This window comes from Citrobacter sp. wls711 (assembly GCF_005281055.1).
Lineage (GTDB): Bacteria > Pseudomonadota > Gammaproteobacteria > Enterobacterales > Enterobacteriaceae > Citrobacter > Citrobacter gillenii.
The window spans coordinates 72,350-91,631 of sequence record NZ_SZXC01000020.1 but is presented as its reverse complement, the minus strand read 5'-3'; the positions used below and the strand labels follow the sequence as shown (position 1 = coordinate 91,631).

Sequence of the window (19,282 nt, the reverse complement as noted above, 5' to 3'; positions counted from 1 at the left end):
CATGTCAGAACGTTTCCCAAATGACGTGGATCCGATCGAAACTCGCGACTGGCTACAGGCGATCGAATCGGTCATCCGTGAAGAAGGTGTTGAGCGTGCTCAGTATCTGATCGACCAACTGCTTTCAGAAGCCCGCAAAGGCGGCGTGAAAGTAGCGGCAGGTACAGGGGCCAGCAATTATGTAAACACTATTGCCGTTGAAGATGAGCCGGAATACCCGGGCAATCTGGAGCTGGAACGTCGTATTCGTTCTGCTATCCGCTGGAACGCCATCATGACCGTACTGCGTGCGTCTAAAAAGGACCTCGAGCTGGGTGGCCACATGGCATCCTTCCAGTCCTCCGCAACGGTATATGATGTGTGCTTCAACCATTTCTTCCGTGCACGCAACGAGCAGGATGGCGGCGACCTGATTTACTTCCAGGGCCACATCTCTCCAGGCATCTATGCACGTGCATTCCTGGAAGGTCGTCTGACTGAAGAGCAGATGAACAACTTCCGTCAGGAAGTTCATGGCAAAGGCCTGTCTTCCTATCCGCACCCGAAACTGATGCCTGAATTCTGGCAGTTCCCGACCGTATCCATGGGTCTGGGTCCAATCGGTGCTATCTACCAGGCTAAATTCCTGAAGTATCTGGAACACCGTGGCCTGAAAGATACCTCTAAGCAGACCGTTTATGCCTTCCTGGGCGACGGCGAGATGGATGAGCCAGAATCTAAAGGCGCTATCACCATCGCGACCCGTGAAAAACTGGACAACCTGGTCTTTGTTATCAACTGTAACCTGCAGCGTCTTGACGGCCCGGTCACCGGTAACGGCAAGATTGTTAACGAACTGGAAGGCATCTTCGCAGGTGCTGGCTGGAACGTGATCAAAGTCATGTGGGGCGGTCGTTGGGATGAGCTGCTGCGTAAAGACACCAGCGGTAAACTGATCCAGCTGATGAACGAAACCGTTGACGGCGACTACCAGACCTTCAAATCCAAAGACGGCGCGTATGTTCGTGAGCACTTCTTCGGTAAATACCCGGAAACCGCAGCACTGGTTGCTGACTGGACTGACGAGCAGATTTGGGCGCTGAACCGTGGCGGTCACGATCCGAAGAAAGTTTACGCTGCACTGAAAAAAGCGCAGGAAACCAAAGGCAAAGCAACTGTAATCCTCGCCCATACCATCAAAGGTTACGGCATGGGTGACACCGCCGAAGGTAAAAACATCGCTCACCAGGTTAAGAAAATGAACATGGACGGCGTGCGTTACATCCGCGACCGTTTCAACGTTCCAGTTACCGATGAGCAGGTTGAAAACCTGTCTTACATTACCTTCCCGGAAGGTTCTGAAGAGCATACCTATCTGCACGCTCAGCGTCAGAAACTGCACGGCTACCTGCCGGCTCGTCAGCCTAACTTCACTGAGAAGCTGGAGCTGCCGGCGCTGGAAGACTTCGGTGCGCTGCTGGAAGAGCAGAACAAAGAAATCTCCACCACTATCGCTTTCGTTCGTGCCCTGAACGTGATGCTGAAGAACAAGTCGATTAAAGATCGTCTGGTGCCGATCATCGCCGATGAAGCACGTACTTTCGGTATGGAAGGTCTGTTCCGTCAGATTGGTATCTACAGCCCGAACGGACAGCAGTACACCCCGCAGGACCGTGAGCAGGTTGCTTACTACAAAGAAGACGAAAAAGGTCAGATCCTGCAGGAAGGTATCAACGAACTGGGTGCTGGTGCATCCTGGCTGGCGGCTGCGACCTCTTACAGCACCAACGATCTGCCGATGATCCCGTTCTACATCTACTACTCCATGTTCGGGTTCCAGCGTATCGGTGACCTGTGCTGGCAGGCGGGTGACCAGCAGGCGCGCGGCTTCCTGATCGGCGGGACTTCTGGTCGTACGACGCTGAACGGTGAAGGTCTGCAGCACGAAGATGGTCACAGCCATATTCAGTCTCTGACTATTCCGAACTGTATCTCTTACGATCCGTCTTACGCGTACGAAGTTGCGGTCATCATGCACGATGGTCTGGAGCGTATGTACGGTGAGAAACAAGAGAACGTTTACTACTACATCACCACGCTGAACGAAAACTACCACATGCCGGCAATGCCGGAAGGTGCTGAGGAAGGTATCCGTAAAGGTATCTACAAACTCGAAACCCTCGAAGGTAAGAAAGGTAAAGTTCAGCTGTTGGGCTCTGGTTCTATCCTGCGTCACGTCCGTGAAGCAGCGCAGATCCTGGCGAACGACTACGGCGTAGGTTCTGACGTGTATAGCGTCACGTCCTTCACTGAACTGGCGCGTGATGGCCAGGATTGTGAGCGCTGGAACATGCTGCATCCGCTGGAAACTCCGCGCGTTCCGTACATCGCTCAGGTGATGAACGACGCACCGGCTGTAGCATCTACTGACTATATGAAACTGTTTGCCGAACAGGTTCGTACTTATGTACCGGCTGATGATTATCGCGTACTGGGTACTGACGGCTTCGGTCGCTCTGACAGCCGTGAAAACCTGCGTCACCACTTCGAAGTTGATGCTTCCTATGTGGTTGTAGCGGCACTGGGCGAACTGGCTAAACGTGGCGAAATCGATAAGAAAGTGGTTGCTGACGCTATCACCAAATTCAATATCGATGCAGATAAAGTTAACCCGCGTCTGGCGTAAGAGGTAAAAGAAACATGGCTATCGAAATCAATGTACCGGACATCGGGGCTGATGAAGTTGAAATCACCGAGATCCTGGTCAAAGTAGGCGACAAAGTTGAAGCTGAACAGTCGCTGATCACCGTAGAAGGCGACAAAGCCTCTATGGAAGTTCCGTCCCCTCAGGCGGGTATCGTTAAAGAGATCAAAGTCTCTGTTGGCGACAAAACTGAGACCGGCAAACTGATCATGATTTTCGATTCCGCCGACGGTACAGCAGCTGCTGCACCTGCTCCGGCAGAAGAGAAGCAAGCAGCCGCTCCGGCAGCTGCACCTGCTGCGGCAGCAGCGAAAGACGTACACGTACCGGACATCGGCGGCGACGAAGTTGAAGTCACCGAGATTATGGTCAAAGTCGGCGACACCGTTGCGGCTGAGCAGTCTCTGATCACCGTAGAAGGCGACAAAGCCTCTATGGAAGTCCCGGCACCTTTCGCGGGTACCGTGAAAGAGATCAAAATCAACACCGGCGACAAAGTGTCTACTGGCTCCCTGATTATGGTCTTCGAAGTCGCTGGTAGCGCGCCAGCCGCGGCACCAGCTCAGGCTGCTGCACCGGCAGCCGCAGCGGCTCCGGCAGCGTCTGGCTCTAAAGAAGTTAACGTACCGGACATCGGTGGTGACGAAGTTGAAGTCACTGAAGTGATGGTCAAAGTGGGCGATAAAATTGCCGCTGAGCAGTCACTGATCACCGTTGAAGGTGACAAAGCGTCGATGGAAGTGCCGGCACCGTTCGCGGGTACCGTGAAAGAAATCAAAATCAGCACCGGCGATAAAGTGAAAACCGGTTCTCTGATTATGGTCTTCGAAGTTGAAGGCGCGGCACCGGCTGCTGCCCCTGCCCAAGCGGCTGCTCCGGCTCAGGCCGCAGCACCTGCCCCTGCCGCAGCTCCGGCTCCGGCAGCAAAAGCTGAAGGCAAATCTGACTTCGCAGAAAACGACGCTTACGTCCATGCAACGCCGCTGATTCGTCGCCTTGCGCGCGAATTCGGTGTGAACCTGGCGAAAGTGAAAGGGTCTGGCCGTAAAGGTCGTATCCTGCGCGAAGACGTTCAGGCTTACGTGAAAGACGCGGTTAAACGCGCTGAATCTGCACCGGCAGCTGCGGCTGGCGGCGGCATCCCGGGCATGCTGCCTTGGCCGAAAGTGGACTTCAGCAAGTTTGGTGAAATCGAAGAAGTGGAACTGGGCCGTATCCAGAAAATCTCGGGCGCTAACCTGAGCCGTAACTGGGTGATGATCCCGCACGTTACCCACTTCGATAAAACCGATATCACCGATCTGGAAGCGTTCCGTAAACAGCAGAACGCCGAAGCTGAGAAGCGTAAACTGGATGTGAAATTCACCCCAGTAGTCTTCATCATGAAAGCGGTCGCAGCGGCTCTTGAGCAGATGCCACGCTTCAACAGCTCCCTGTCCGAAGATGGTCAGAAGCTGACGCTGAAGAAATACATCAACATCGGTGTTGCGGTCGATACGCCAAATGGTCTGGTTGTTCCGGTCTTTAAAGATGTGAACAAGAAGAGCATTACCGAGCTGTCTCGTGAACTGACGGTGATCTCTAAGAAAGCGCGTGATGGTAAGCTGACGGCTGGCGAAATGCAGGGCGGTTGCTTCACTATCTCCAGCATCGGCGGCCTGGGGACTACCCACTTCGCACCGATTGTGAACGCGCCTGAAGTGGCTATCCTTGGCGTGTCCAAGTCGGCTATTGAACCGGTGTGGAATGGTAAAGAGTTTACTCCGCGTCTGATGATGCCGATTTCTCTCTCCTTTGACCACCGCGTGATTGACGGTGCTGATGGTGCTCGTTTCATTACCATCATCAACAACACGCTGTCTGACATTCGCCGTCTGGTGATGTAAGCGAAAAAGCCGGCCCGACGGCCGGCTTTTTTCTGGTAATCTCATGAAGTCAGTGAGGTTATTGTGCGAAAGACAAATCGGTTGCCGTTTGTTGTTTCAAAATTGTTAACAATTTTGTAAAATACCGGCGGATAGAACGACCCGGTGGACGACGGGTATAAATTAAGAGGTCATGATGAGCACTGAAATCAAAACTCAAGTCGTGGTACTTGGGGCAGGCCCGGCAGGTTACTCTGCTGCCTTCCGTTGCGCAGATTTAGGTCTGGAGACCGTCATCGTAGAACGTTACAGCACCCTTGGTGGTGTTTGTCTGAACGTCGGCTGTATCCCTTCTAAAGCGCTGTTGCACGTAGCTAAAGTTATCGAAGAAGCGAAAGCACTGGCCGATCACGGTATCGTCTTCGGTGAGCCGAAAACCGATATCGACAAGATTCGTACCTGGAAAGAAAAAGTTATCACTCAACTGACCGGCGGTCTGGCTGGTATGGCTAAAGGCCGTAAAGTGAAAGTGGTAAACGGTCTGGGTAAATTTACCGGGGCTAACACCCTGGAAGTTGAAGGCGAAAACGGTAAAACCGTGATCAACTTCGACAACGCTATCATCGCGGCGGGTTCCCGTCCGATTGAACTGCCATTTATTCCGCACGAAGACCCGCGTGTGTGGGATTCCACCGACGCACTGGAACTGAAAACCGTACCAAAACGCCTGCTGGTTATGGGTGGCGGTATCATCGGTCTGGAAATGGGGACCGTTTACCATGCGCTGGGTTCAGAGATTGACGTGGTTGAAATGTTCGACCAGGTTATCCCTGCTGCCGATAAAGACGTGGTAAAAGTCTTCACCAAACGTATCAGCAAGAAATTCAACCTGATGCTGGAAACCAAAGTGACTGCCGTTGAAGCGAAAGAAGACGGTATTTACGTTTCCATGGAAGGCAAAAAAGCACCTGCTGAAGCACAGCGTTACGACGCCGTACTGGTGGCTATTGGTCGTGTACCGAACGGTAAAAACCTCGATGCAGGCAAAGCGGGCGTTGAAGTTGATGACCGTGGCTTTATCCGCGTGGATAAACAGCTGCGTACCAACGTACCGCACATCTTTGCTATCGGCGATATCGTCGGTCAGCCGATGCTGGCGCACAAAGGTGTTCATGAAGGCCACGTTGCCGCTGAAGTTATCGCTGGTAAGAAACACTACTTCGATCCGAAAGTGATTCCGTCCATTGCCTACACTGAACCAGAAGTTGCCTGGGTCGGTCTGACCGAGAAAGAAGCGAAAGAAAAAGGCATCAGCTACGAAACTGCCACCTTCCCGTGGGCTGCTTCTGGCCGTGCTATCGCTTCTGACTGCGCAGACGGTATGACTAAACTGATTTTCGACAAAGAATCTCACCGTGTTATCGGTGGTGCGATTGTCGGTACCAACGGCGGCGAGCTGCTGGGCGAAATCGGTCTGGCGATCGAAATGGGTTGTGATGCGGAAGACATCGCGCTGACCATTCACGCACACCCGACTCTGCACGAGTCCGTGGGCCTGGCGGCAGAAATCTTTGAAGGTAGCATTACCGACCTGCCGAACCCGAAAGCGAAGAAGAAGTAATCTTCTGACTTTGTAAGAAACGCCTCTTCGGAGGCGTTTTTTTTGCCTGTAACGACCTGTAATCTCAGATAACCTGCCGGGTAGCACTCGCGCTGACCCGGCCTTCGGTTTTCCCCGTTTTACTGCGCGACGGGGTGCCAGCTTTTATCCGGGGCGTAGGTGGTCAACGCCTGCGCTTTTTCTTGTGATGCTTCACCAAGATCTGCCTGGTAGACGGTGTCATCGCCGTTAATCATAAAGCTCATCACGCCCGTATGACCGTAGCTGACGGGCCAGGCCACCATCGCAAAGCCGCTGGTTTTGTCGGGAAGGATGCGGAAACGATAACCGTGATAACCCGTGCCAGGCTCTTGCGGGCTGAAGGCCGGTCCCAGAGGGCTTGGCGCTTCGCCTGGCGCAACGGGCCAGTACAGGCCATCCTTTTTCCCTTCCGTGCTGACAACCTTCTGCGCATACTTCTGGTTCATCGCAAAATAGCTCTGCTGAGCATCCACATAGGCGTGTAATGCCTCGATGGCGGCGAGTTCGTTGCGGCCAATTTCGCGAGTCTGGATCTCTTCGGCGGCTTGCTGCATATCAAATTGCCAGCCGGATGTGGTTTTGATCACCGGGATTGGCAACTGCCAGCCGCTGTCCCCGACAACAAGGTGCGCGGTATTGCCCTCGACGACGGTATTATGATGGACCTTCCAGTCACGCAGGAAGCGATCAACGGCATCAGGATCGACACCTTCTGGCGGCAGAAAATCGCGCCAGTCTTCTCCAAGCAGGTTGTTCATCGCACTTTCATTTTGTTCACCGATCGCGCTTGCCAGTGCGTCGGTTGCCTGGTCTGGTGTACTGAAAGATTGCTGTGCCATCGCGGTGGCCGAAACCATGAACAACACCATTCCACTGAGTAATTTCATTTTCATGTCGGTTCCCTTAACGATGACGGAGTTCACGGTGTTCAGCGCGCCCGCCGGATGCCTGGCGCGATGGTTGGTTGCGGGATATTTCCCTGCTCTGAGCGCCTCGCTGCTGCTGTGCTTGCCAGCTGCCTGAGCGACTATCGTTACCGCTCAGCGCATTGGCGCGTGGCTGACTGGTGCGCTGTTGAGTATTCCGCTGTTGCACGTTGCGTTGCTGTGCAGGTTGCGAAACCCGTTTCTCCTGTCTCTGCGCGGTCGTCTGGCGAGTCTCTCGTTGTGGCGTGCTTGTCCGCTTCGCGGTTTGTGGTTTGGTGTCGTAGCCACGGTAGTTGTTGCGCTGAGAAATCTGCTTCAACTGTTGATTTGATGCCTGGCGCTGAGCATCTTTCGTTCCCGGACGCGCGGTCTGAGAAAGCGTTTTACCCGTCGATTTCTCCATCTGACTCATGGCTGCCTGACGCTGGCTATCGCGGTTGACCGCTCTTTGCGGGTTTTGCTGGGTCGCACTGAGCCCGGTTGCCGTGTTTGTGGCGTGGAAGCGGTTATTGAGCTGGTTATTCGCATAGGGCACACCCTCACGATAGGCCGGGTTATGCTGCCAGGTACGGTTGGCGTCAGTCAGCCGCTGACCACTGATTTTATTGAAGTTATCAACGTTGATATTGATGTTGTTATCGCCGTTGCGGTTATAACCGCCATGATTATCCCAGTCATCATTATTATGGTGGTGGTCCCAGTCGTCGTCATCATCCCAGTCGATGTTGCTGAAGATGGCATAGGTTGTCGCTACCCCCAGACTGAAGCCTAAACCGTTAACGAAGCTGCTGCCAAATTGCTCACCGGGCGAGGGCGGCAGATAGGTGGGGGGATAGGCGGTATTTGGCCAGGTGCCGTACACCGTATTCGGGTTATAGGTCGGAACGTAAACCACCTGCGGATCGGCAGATTCAATTTTGATAACCGTGGGGCTTGTCGTGGTGGTAGTTATGGAATTGCTTGTTGACTCGCTGGTGGCGGTTTTCGTTGGGGCAGGTTTTGTGACGGTGGTGACCGTCTGCTGCGGCGTGGATTGTAATGCCCCGGTTTGCTGCGCCAGTGCGCGAAGGCGTTGAACGGAGTCCATCACGTCCTGTGGCTGCGCGAGGAAAGCATCACCCAGGCTTTGTACCCACGGCGGATTTTCACCCATCAGCGACATCAACTGAGGAAACGCGACCAGCGATTTTACGCTGGGGTCCCAGGGTTGCCCGGCAACAGCCTGAATAGCGGCGTCACCCTGCATTTTAGGATTGTCTTTTGACCACTGCGCGGCCTGGATGACGTTGGCCGGATAGGTCGCCGCCATCAATATTTGCGACAGCAATGCATCCGGGTACAGCGCGACTGGCGCAACCCACTGATCGATTTGTGCGGCAGTGTATGTTGGTGCGACAGCAGGCGCGGCTACGGGTGCTGGAGCAGGTGCTGAAGGTTGTTGTGCGACAGGGGCCGGTGCAACGGGTTCCGTTGTGCGGCTTTTGACGAACATCACGCCAGAGGCGGCAAACAGCCCGGCACTGCACAGAAGGACGAGCAGATGTGGCTTAAGGGGCAACTTCATAAAATGACTCCAACGAGACAAGCGCTGTGCCGTAAGGCGTTTCTGTTGCCGCGAGTATTATTCACCCGTGTTTTACAGTTTTGACTTTTATTGGGTAACCGCCCGGTATGTCCGGAAAAAGAGTGTGAACATTTATTACACAATTATATCTGCTGCCTGAAAACGCGTTGAAATATTCTGATGCCACCGTTTTAAATCAATCGCTTTAAGAGAGTGGGAGGAGACACAAATTTGACTCGCCTCCTTGCTATACCATTCTTAACGATTCAGCCAATTTTTTATGTTGCTTTTTTGTAAACGGATTAACACTTAGTGAAAATCCTGTTATTGTGCCTTATGCGGTACCGGGCATTTACCCTACAAACTGCTGTCTCACAGGAGCGTGAAGAGAATCGCCTACCGCATATGACAATGAGAGCGAGGAGATACCGTCGTGCTAGAAGAATACCGTAAGCACGTAGCTGAGCGTGCCGCCTTAGGGATTGTGCCAAAACCGTTAGACGCAACCCAAATGGCCGCACTTGTCGAGCTGCTGAAGACCCCGCCTGTGGGCGAAGAAGAATTCCTGTTAGACCTGTTGATCAACCGCGTTCCTCCTGGCGTAGATGAAGCCGCTTATGTTAAAGCGGGTTTTCTTGCTGCCGTCGCGAAAGGCGACACTATGTCCCCGCTGGTGACACCAGAGAAAGCCATTGAACTGCTGGGCACCATGCAAGGCGGATACAACATTCATCCGCTGATTGACGCGCTGGACGATGCGAAACTGGCGCCGATTGCCGCTAAAGCACTGTCCCATACGCTGTTGATGTTTGATAACTTCTATGATGTAGAAGAAAAAGCCAAAGCGGGCAACGCCTACGCGAAGCAGGTAATGCAGTCCTGGGCCGATGCCGAATGGTTCCTGAACCGTCCAGCACTCGCTGAGAAAATGACCGTTACCGTGTTCAAAGTGACCGGCGAAACCAATACCGACGACCTGTCTCCGGCTCCGGATGCATGGTCGCGTCCGGATATCCCGCTGCACGCGCTGGCGATGTTGAAAAACGCCCGCGAAGGCATTGAGCCGGATCAACCGGGTGCCGTTGGTCCGATCAAACAGATTGAAGAACTGCAGAAGAAAGGCTACCCACTGGCCTACGTTGGCGACGTTGTCGGCACCGGTTCTTCACGTAAATCTGCGACCAACTCCGTACTGTGGTTCATGGGCGATGACATCCCGAACGTGCCGAACAAGCGCGGCGGTGGTCTGTGCCTCGGTGGTAAAATTGCGCCAATCTTCTTCAACACCATGGAAGATGCAGGCGCGCTGCCGATTGAAGTGGACGTAAACAACCTGAACATGGGCGACGTGATTGACGTTTACCCACTCAAAGGTGAAGTGCGTAACCATGAAACCAATGAACTGCTGGCGACCTTTGAGCTGAAAACCGATGTGCTGATTGACGAAGTACGCGCCGGTGGCCGTATTCCGCTGATCATCGGTCGTGGCCTGACCACCAAAGCGCGTGAAGCGCTGGGTCTGCCGCACAGTGACGTATTCCGTCAGGCGAAAGACGTGGCGGAAAGCAACCGCGGCTACTCGCTGGCACAGAAAATGGTCGGGCGTGCCTGCGGTGTTACCGGTATTCGTCCGGGGGCTTACTGCGAACCGAAAATGACCTCTGTAGGTTCTCAGGACACCACCGGTCCAATGACCCGTGATGAACTGAAAGACCTGGCGTGCCTGGGCTTCTCCGCAGACCTGGTGATGCAGTCGTTCTGTCATACCGCCGCCTATCCGAAGCCGGTTGACGTGACCACGCACCACACGCTGCCTGACTTCATCATGAACCGTGGCGGCGTCTCGCTGCGTCCGGGCGATGGTGTTATTCACTCGTGGCTGAACCGCATGCTGCTGCCGGATACCGTCGGTACCGGTGGTGACTCGCATACCCGTTTCCCGATCGGTATTTCCTTCCCGGCGGGTTCTGGTCTGGTAGCGTTTGCCGCTGCAACCGGCGTGATGCCACTGGATATGCCGGAGTCAGTGCTGGTGCGCTTCAAAGGCAAAATGCAGCCGGGTATCACCCTGCGCGATCTGGTCCATGCGATCCCGCTGTACGCGATCAAGCAGGGCCTGCTGACCGTTGAGAAGAAAGGTAAGAAAAACATCTTCTCCGGCCGCATCCTGGAAATCGAAGGCCTGCCGGATCTGAAAGTCGAGCAGGCATTTGAACTGACCGATGCGTCCGCTGAGCGTTCTGCTGCTGGCTGTACCATTAAGCTGAACAAAGAGCCGATCGTTGAGTACCTGACATCTAACATCGTCTTGCTGAAGTGGATGATCGCAGAAGGTTACGGTGACCGTCGTACGCTGGAACGTCGTATCCAGGGCATGGAAAAATGGCTGGCGGATCCACAGCTGCTGGAAGCCGACGCTGACGCAGACTATGCGGCAGTGATCGACATCGATCTGGCGGATATCAAAGAGCCAATCCTGTGTGCGCCGAACGATCCTGACGACGCGCGTCTGCTGTCTGACGTGCAGGGTGAGAAGATCGACGAAGTGTTCATCGGTTCCTGCATGACCAACATTGGTCACTTCCGTGCCGCAGGTAAGCTGCTGGATGCGCATAAAGGCCAGCTGCCGACTCGTCTGTGGGTGGCACCGCCAACCCGTATGGATGCCGCACAGCTGACCGAAGAGGGCTATTACAGCGTCTTTGGTAAGAGCGGGGCGCGTATTGAGATCCCGGGCTGTTCACTGTGTATGGGTAACCAGGCGCGTGTGGCCGACGGTGCGACCGTGGTGTCAACGTCAACGCGTAACTTCCCGAACCGTTTAGGTACCGGCGCGAACGTCTATCTGGCGTCTGCGGAACTGGCGGCCGTGGCGGCGCTGATTGGCAAGCTGCCAACGGCGGAAGAGTATCAGACCTATGTTGCCCAGGTGGATAAAACCGCCGTGGATACCTACCGTTATCTGAACTTTGACCAGCTCTCTCAGTACACCGAGAAAGCGGACAGCGTGATTTTCCAGACGGCGGTATAATTCGCTAGCGGATTTTGCACAAAAACGCATCAATGCCCGGAGAGGTCAGCTTCTTCGGGCATTTTTATTTCTATTCCTTATACCCGTTACGCTTTTTTTCTGCCGCGCTGCTGCGATAATTACAGCAAGGTGCAGTGCGGTATTGGCGCACTGCCGGGAGCAGAGGAACACATTATGGATTACGAATTTCTGCGCGATATTACCGGAGTGGTAAAAGTGCGAATGTCCATGGGCCACGAAGTGGTAGGGCACTGGTTTAATGAAGAAGTGAAAGAGAACCTGGCCTTACTGGATGAAGTGGAACAGGCAGCGCGTGCGGTAAAAGGCAGTGAGCGTTCCTGGCAGCGGGCAGGGCATGAGTACACGCTCTGGCTGGATGGCGAAGAAGTGATGGTGCGTGCCAATCAACTGGAGTTTACGGGCGACGAAATGGAAGAAGGGATGAACTACTACGACGAAGAGAGTTTGTCTCTGTGCGGCGTCGAAGATTTCCTTCAGGTGGTGGCGGCATACCGCGAATTTGTTCAGCAGAAATAATGGCCGCCTCCCTATCGGGAGGCGGTTTTCAATTAGTGGTCAAAGGTGAGATGAAACAACCTGGCGGTCAGTTTCTCCGGGAGTGAAATCATTAATTCATGTTTGTTGATCGCAGGCTGACAGGGCGCTTTGGCGAAATGTGGGTAAACGCAACCGGCCTGCGTGACGCCACCGAGCGGCAGCGTGATTGAACCCTGCTCACTTTCCATACGCCAGACCGCCAGCCATGCTTCATTGTCGTTGCGCAGGCCAAATGCCAGCCACGGTGACGTGAAAGAGGGCATGCCTAGCGGCCAGAACGGCTCGAGATGAGGGATCTGCTGGCGAAACGATTTATACAGTGCGATCCCTTCCTGAACCAGTTCGAAACGCTCTTCACTCAGTTCTGCCAGGTGCCCGCTTTGATGAACCCGCAGCAGCAGGCTATTGACCATGTTCATCACCACTTCTTCACGGTCGCCTTCCCGTAAGGGATAAGACCAAATGGCGGCCTGCTCAGGCGTTACCGCCGAGGCCGCAGCGGCGGCGATAGGTGCCATTAAGCGATAGTCGGTCTGATCGGTAACGGATTGGATGCTGTGCTGTTGCAAAAGCGCATAGTCCATGCGCAAGCCGCCACTGCCGCAGTTTTCAATCACCAGATGTGGGTAGCGGTCCATAGTGTTTTTCAGCCAGAGAAGGTAGGCTCGATTATGCTGTAGCAGGCCGTCGCCGGGGCTATCGGCGGCGTACTCCGTCCCGCTGCCCGCATTAATGTTGTAATCCATTTTGATATAGCTGATGCCATACTCCTCGACCAGCCGGGAAATAACACGATCGGCATGCTCCAGCACCAAAGGATGGCGAAAATCCAGCTGATAGCGTTGATGGTCAATAACCCGTCTACCGTGGCGCAGGAAAAAACACTCGTCGGGTAAAGTCTGTGCCAGCGGACAGGCAATCCCCATGACTTCCAGTTCCAGCCACAACCCTGATTTCATGCCTTTAGCGGTAATATAATCGAGCGGTTCACGGATCCCGCCGGGGAAGCGCGTTGGCGCGGGAAGCCATTCGCCGACCCCATCCCACCATTCACTATCAGAGTACCAGCCGCAGTCGATACAAAAGTATTCACATCCCGCTTCTGCGGCGGCGTCAATGAGTGGCAGCAGCTTCGCGGTGGTTGGATCGCCGGAAAGACAGTTCATATAATCATTGAATATCACCGGGAGCTGTTGGTTATCCGCCGACGGGCGCAGTATTTTTCGCCGAAAACGGGTGATTTCCTGTAGCGCGTCTTGTAACCCTCCCTGGACCAGCGCAACGGCGACCGGCACGGAAGTAAAGGTTTCCCCCGGTGCGAGATTTTTCCACCAGTGGCTTTCATTCTCGGTGGGTCCGCTGACTTGCAAATAGAGATGGTCGCGGAAATCGCCGATTTCCCACTGCCATGAGCCACAGTGTTCTATCTGCCATAGTAGCGTGGTGCCTGCGGCGGTATCCTCAAAAGCGGCGCAGGGCAAATAGCCAATGCTGGACCAGGTTCCGGTACTCTCAACCGAGAGACGATCGAGTGAAAAATGGTTCACTTTATCCAGCCCGAGGTCCGGCAGTGAGTGGCTCTTCCACTGTGCTTCGCCGTACCAGTTATTGTGCGGCAAGTGCAGAAGCGTGGTTTTTTCCCACGTTTGGCTGTCGATGGCAAACAACGTTAAGGAGCTGACATATTCCAGACCGATGTGTTCCTGAGAATCATTGCGTACCTCGCACCAGACTCGCACTGCGCGCGTGTCGCGAAAATGCTGAAGATGCCAGCATACGCCGATCGTTTCATCGCTGAGGCTGATTTCAAGCTTCTTTCCCCGCTCATTTTCGCTAAAACGATGGGACTGGTAGCGTAACGATGAGCCCGGTTCGCTGCCGGTATGTTTGCGGGCATGGTGATCGTTTTGGTTGTAGCCGCTGGCATGTACCTGTACCAGCGGAAACTCACCGTGCGTCGTGCAATCTCTGGTTGTTGAAAATCGATTTATATAAATTTGCTGTTTTTCATTAAGCGAAAAAGAAATATACAAATTATCTTCAGTAAATTCTATAAAACTCATGTCCGATACTCCATTTTATCATCGGCCAATGTTGCGTAATTTTTTTCCTGCCATTAGATTCTGTTCAATTTTTTCTAGTGAAATGTTTTTTGTTTCAGGAACAAAGAAATAAATAATGATAATGGCAGTGAGGTTTAATAAGGCATATAGATAGAACGTGTGGGCGCTACCTAATGTATTGAGTAGCGACAGGAAGGTTGCACTGACAATCATCCCGGCGATATGGCAGGTAAATGTGGAGCAGGTAATGCCAAATTCACGCCCTTTTAATGGCTGAATTTCGGAGCATAACAGCCAGATTAGTGGACCTGCTGACATAGAAAAACCAACGATAAACAGCAGTAGCATCGCCACGGTGACGCCTTTCTCCATCACCGATAACGCATCACCACCCAGCAGCGATCCCACCACGCTCATCGCAATGCCCATGGTGATAAAACCAATATACAGCATTGGTTTACGTCCCCAGCGATCGACAAAGCCGACGGCGATAAAGGTCGCCACAGTCATCACCAGTCCAACAATTACCGTCCCCCACATTTGGTCTGCCGTGGAGTTAAAGCCAATTTCGTGGAAGATGCGTGGTGCGTAGTACATCATCACATTGACGCCGGAGAACTGTTGCATGATTTGCAGGACGATCCCCAATCCGACGCTACGACGAAAGTGTTTATTTTCTTTAAATAAATGCCAGCCATGTTGTTTAACATTAAGCTGTTCTTTAATTTCCTGTAGCTCATTTTCTACCTCTTCTCGACTGTTGCGCAGGCGCAGCAATACGGCTCTGGCATCATCTTCCCTGTCATGCATCATCAGCCAGCGTGGGCTACGAGGCAGGAACAACGCGCCAAACAGGAAAATTAGCGAAGGGATAGCGACAACCAGCAGCATTCCACGCCAGTTGCCGCTGTAGCTAAAGGCGGTATTGGTCAGAAAGACGATTAAAATTCCGAGAGCAATCATTAACTGATAAGCGGAAATCATCGCACCGCGGATATTTTTTGGCGTGATTTCAGAAAGATAAAGCGGCGTTGCGTAAGAGGCGACACCGAGGCCAACACCGAGAATCAAGCGCCCGGCGATCAACATATCCGCACTGATGGCACAGGTACAGACAATGGCACCGATACAGAATGAGCCTGCGGCAATGAGTAGAGCATATTTACGGCCTAATCGATATGCCAGAAAGCCGCTACACAGAGTCGCTGCTGCGGCACCGACCATCATTGAGCTGACGATCCATTCTTGTTGGTTATCAAGTAGATGATATTCTTTGGCGATAAGCGGGAGCGCGCCGGAGATGACGCCAATATCCAGGCCGAATAACAAACCGGCGAGAGCCGCTAACAGACAAATCCAGATCACCTGTGGCCGTGTTTTATTGACGGATGCTGCAACAGGAAGCGGACTATCTAATTGCATAGGGATTACCTTTGTTAGTTTTGTTTATACCCGTCATACTTCAAGCCGCATCTTTGTTGGCTGCCTGCGCTTACCCTGGTCACGTACTATTTGTACGTTCCCCGTAATGCGCTTAGTTGCAGCCGTGATGCAACTCGAATTATTTAGGCTATATAGGTATTTTATAAAAATACTTAATCGATTTCGTATTATTTATGCTAGATCTGAAAAATAACGATAGCAATGGCTTTTTCTACGTAAATGTGATCTCTTCAACATAATCATGTTGTGTTAAAATGCTTTTTTATTGTCACCGGAAAATTAATGGTTTAGATTGACAGAAATATCCTTGTCTGAAGCAATTTAGTCCATACAGAAAAATGAATATTAAAGAATTGGCTGAGTTTCTGAATCTTTCTACGGCTACGGTCTCGAAGGCGTTGAATAACAAAAGCGATATCAGTAGCCATACGCGGAAAAAAGTGCTGGAGGCGGCGGAAAGGCTGGGCTATCGGCCGAATGCTTCCGCCCGGCATCTGCGCAGCGGCAAAGTAGGTGCCGTGGCGCTGTTGCTGCCCGCCGCAGACGGCGGCAACGTTCACACCGCGTCATTCTTTATGCGCATTGCCAGAGGGCTACAGTCCAGCTTGAAAACCAGCGGTATCGATCCTGTTATCCACATCACTACAGACCGGCAGGGAGAGCAGCAACTGTTGCAAAAAATCATTGAGCAAAACCGTGCGGATGCGATCATCCTGACGGATACGCGTATTGATGATGAGCGTATTTTATTGCTGAACGATCGGCGGTTTCCTTTCGTCACGATGGGACAAAGTCGGGCGCTGAAGGGACATTTTAACTGGGTTGATTTCCATCATGAAGAGATGGGACGGCAGTGCGTACGTTTTGCGCTGCGTCAGGGGGCAAAGCGTATTGCTGTTGCGACGCTAGGCGCTGACAGCATGCATGGGCTGCAGTTTCTTGACGGCTGTCTGGAGGAAATGCGTGAAAGTGGACAAACGCCGAACGATGGACTGATTTTCTTTGGTACCGTTGCAGAGTCGTCAGGTGAGGAGGCCATGCGCAAGTTTATGCAGCACAATGCAAGGCCTGATTTTATCATTTTTATTAACGATTTTCTGCTGATGGGCGCCAGCCATTATCTGGCTGCATTGCCTGATTGCGGGCTGGATGAAAAGGCGATGCTGTGCGCCACGGCGAGCAGCGACTTTTCATCACGGGTGATGTCGTCCGCTTGCCTGTTTACCGTCGATCACGAAGAAGTCGGGCGACAGTTAGGTGACGCGGTACTTCGGGTGACACAGGGGGATGAGGCGGTGAAGTCGGTTTTGCTGACGCTGCCGGTCAACGCCATCCGGCATCACATTATTTAACGTAGGCCAACAGGCTCAGGGAGTCACGCGCCAGCGCTTTGCACTTTTTGGCAACCGGGATCCCGATACCGCTTAAATCGCGGTAGCTGTCTTCACCGAGTGATTTCATGTCGAAGGTGTCGTAATTACTGAGGTCCCACTGGTTCTGCTGGGCAAAAAAGACCAGTGCGCGACGGATCTGCCCATTGGGCAAATTCTGGTATCCACAGTCATTTTTCAGAAAGACAAACACTGCCGTTAAATCGGCCATATCTTCGGCTTCGGACTCGCTGAGCGCGTAGCTGTTTGCGCATACGGCCATCAGGCTGCCGAACAAAATTGTTCTGAAAAACGTCTTCATTGCTTCTACCACTGCATCACGGAATTTAAACGTTAGCACACTGCGAGCGAAGCGACGACCTTTATTATCAGCGGTTCACTTGACCTTCCCGTAAGGGGAAGGCTTATGCTTAAAAGATAGCCTGCTTAAGCTGCTGAATATAAGGAAGTGATTATGCAACGTCGTGACTTTTTAAAGTACTCCGTGGCGCTGGGCGTCGCGTCAGCGTTACCTCTCTGGAGCCGTTCGGTTTTCGCTGCTGAGCGTCCTGCGTTACCTATCCCTGACCTGTTAACGACAGATGCTGCCGATCGTATACAGTTGATCGTTCAAGCCGGGCAGTCGACCTTTGCCGGTAAAACCGTGACCACCTGGGGATATAACGGTAATTTACTGGGACCGGCGCTGAAACTGCAGAAAGGTAAAGCGGTCACCGTTGATATCCATAATCAGCTGGCCGAAGAGACGACGCTGCACTGGCACGGCCTGGAAATTCCCGGTGACGTCGATGGCGGACCGCAAGGGGTTATTCAGGCGGGCGGGAAACGTTCTGTGACCTTCACGCCCGAACAACGGGCAGCGACCTGCTGGTTCCACCCACATCAGCACGGCAAAACCGGTCGTCAGGTGGCGATGGGGCTGGCCGGACTGGTGCTGATTGAAGATGAGGACATCCACAAACTGCTGTTGCCGAAACAGTGGGGCATTGATGATGTTCCGGTGATTATTCAGGACAAACAGTTCTCCGCAGACGGACAAATTAACTATCAGCTGGATATGATGACCGCCGCCGTCGGGTGGTTTGGCGATACGCTGCTGACTAACGGGGCGATGTATCCGCAGCATGCCGCGCCGCGCGGTTGGCTGCGTCTGCGTTTGCTGAATGGCTGTAATGCCCGTTCACTTAACGTGGCGGCCAGCGACAACCGTCCGCTGTACGTCATTGCCAGCGACGGTGGGCTGTTGGCAGAGCCAGTGAAAGTCTCCGAGCTGCCCATGCTGATGGGCGAACGGTTTGAAGTGCTGGTGGATATCAGTGATGGCAAAGCTTTTGATCTGGTCACGCTGCCGGTGAGCCAGATGGGGATGGCGATTGCGCCCTTTGATAAGCCGCATCCGGTGATGCGCATCCAGCCATTGCGTATCACCGCTTCCGGTACGTTGCCAGACACGTTGACCACCCTGCCAGCCTTGCCTTCACTGGAAGGACTGACGGTGCGCAGGCTGCAGCTGTCTATGGACCCGATGCTCGACATGATGGGCATGCAAATGCTGATGCAGAAATATGGCGACCAGGCCATGGCCGGCATGGGGCATGGGCAGATGATGGGGCATATGAATAATGGCGAGATGGGCCACGGTAAAATGAATCATGGCAACATGAATCACGGTAATATGAATCACGGCAATATGGGCAGCATGGACCACGGCGGGACGTTCGATTTCCATAATGCCAACCGCATTAATGGCCAGGCATTTGATATGAATAAACCGATGTTTGCCGCGACGAAAGGTCAGCACGAACGCTGGGTGATTTCCGGGCAGGGCGACATGATGCTGCATCCGTTCCATATTCACGGCACCCAATTCCGCATACTGTCTGAGAACGGTAAAGCACCGGCCGCGCACCGTGCGGGCTGGAAGGATACTGTTCGTGTTGAAGGCGGCGTCAGCGAAGTGTTAGTGAAGTTTGATCACGACGCACCGAAAGAGCATGCCTATATGGCGCACTGCCATCTGTTAGAACATGAAGACACCGGCATGATGCTCGGCTTTACCGTGTAACAAAATGACCGGATGGCATTTTTGCCATCCGGTAAAACAGGATGTTCTTAA

General features: G+C 53.2%; 12 protein-coding genes. 7 read left to right on the top strand and 5 right to left on the bottom strand.

The annotated features are described in order from the left end of the window. Position 1: 1 nt before the first annotated feature. From aceE to lpdA, 3 genes are all read left to right on the top strand, one after another. A complete protein-coding gene (aceE, locus tag FDW98_RS06075; RefSeq protein WP_096758282.1) occupies positions 2-2,665 on the top strand; it encodes a pyruvate dehydrogenase (acetyl-transferring), homodimeric type in 2,664 nt (887 codons plus the stop codon). A 14-nt stretch (positions 2,666-2,679) separates the two neighbouring features. Beyond that, positions 2,680-4,569 (top strand): pyruvate dehydrogenase complex dihydrolipoyllysine-residue acetyltransferase, encoded by a 1,890-nt coding sequence (gene aceF, locus FDW98_RS06070; RefSeq protein ID WP_096758281.1) that lies wholly within the window; start codon positions 2,680-2,682, stop codon positions 4,567-4,569. 175 nt (positions 4,570-4,744) lie between these two features. Continuing rightward, entirely contained in the window at positions 4,745-6,169 is a 1,425-nt protein-coding gene (gene lpdA / locus FDW98_RS06065) for a dihydrolipoyl dehydrogenase (protein ID WP_096758280.1), read from the top strand. A gap of 119 nt (positions 6,170-6,288) precedes the next feature. On the opposite strand, the gene FDW98_RS06060 is transcribed toward lpdA, so the two are convergent. Beyond that, positions 6,289-7,083 (bottom strand): DUF2950 family protein, encoded by a 795-nt coding sequence (locus FDW98_RS06060; protein ID WP_096758279.1) that lies wholly within the window; start codon positions 7,081-7,083, stop codon positions 6,289-6,291. A gap of 10 nt (positions 7,084-7,093) precedes the next feature. Further along, entirely contained in the window at positions 7,094-8,680 is a 1,587-nt protein-coding gene (locus FDW98_RS06055; protein WP_096758278.1) for a DUF3300 domain-containing protein, read from the bottom strand. A gap of 433 nt (positions 8,681-9,113) precedes the next feature. On the opposite strand from FDW98_RS06055, the gene acnB reads away from it, so the two are divergent. Together acnB and yacL are read left to right on the top strand one after the other, a co-directional pair. Then, entirely contained in the window at positions 9,114-11,711 is a 2,598-nt protein-coding gene (acnB, locus tag FDW98_RS06050) for a bifunctional aconitate hydratase 2/2-methylisocitrate dehydratase (protein WP_096758277.1), read from the top strand. A 174-nt stretch (positions 11,712-11,885) separates the two neighbouring features. Continuing rightward, positions 11,886-12,248 (top strand): protein YacL, encoded by a 363-nt coding sequence (yacL, locus tag FDW98_RS06045; RefSeq protein WP_096758276.1) that lies wholly within the window; start codon positions 11,886-11,888, stop codon positions 12,246-12,248. Positions 12,249-12,280: 32 nt separating this feature from the next. Here the strand turns inward: yacL and FDW98_RS06040 are convergent, their stop codons facing one another. Both FDW98_RS06040 and FDW98_RS06035 read right to left on the bottom strand, forming a co-directional pair. Next, positions 12,281-14,332 (bottom strand): glycoside hydrolase family 36 protein, encoded by a 2,052-nt coding sequence (locus tag FDW98_RS06040; RefSeq protein WP_137398783.1) that lies wholly within the window; start codon positions 14,330-14,332, stop codon positions 12,281-12,283. Between the two features lie 18 nt (positions 14,333-14,350). After that, the gene (locus FDW98_RS06035) at positions 14,351-15,754 is read right to left on the bottom strand and encodes a sugar porter family MFS transporter (RefSeq protein ID WP_096758275.1); all 1,404 of its coding nucleotides are present in this window, start codon (positions 15,752-15,754) and stop codon (positions 14,351-14,353) included. 359 nt (positions 15,755-16,113) lie between these two features. On the opposite strand from FDW98_RS06035, the gene FDW98_RS06030 reads away from it, so the two are divergent. Beyond that, complete coding sequence (locus FDW98_RS06030) at positions 16,114-17,127, top strand: LacI family DNA-binding transcriptional regulator (protein ID WP_096758274.1); 1,014 nt, start codon at positions 16,114-16,116, stop codon at positions 17,125-17,127. Here FDW98_RS06030 and FDW98_RS06025 read toward each other — a convergent pair. Beyond that, the gene (locus tag FDW98_RS06025) at positions 17,120-17,467 is read right to left on the bottom strand and encodes a YacC family pilotin-like protein (protein ID WP_096758273.1); all 348 of its coding nucleotides are present in this window, start codon (positions 17,465-17,467) and stop codon (positions 17,120-17,122) included. The genes FDW98_RS06030 and FDW98_RS06025 overlap by 8 nt on opposite strands. Positions 17,468-17,620: 153 nt before the next feature. Here FDW98_RS06025 and cueO point away from each other — a divergent pair, with 153 nt between their 5' ends. Continuing rightward, the gene (cueO, locus tag FDW98_RS06020) at positions 17,621-19,231 is read left to right on the top strand and encodes a multicopper oxidase CueO (RefSeq protein ID WP_096758272.1); all 1,611 of its coding nucleotides are present in this window, start codon (positions 17,621-17,623) and stop codon (positions 19,229-19,231) included. Positions 19,232-19,282 lie beyond the last annotated feature (51 nt).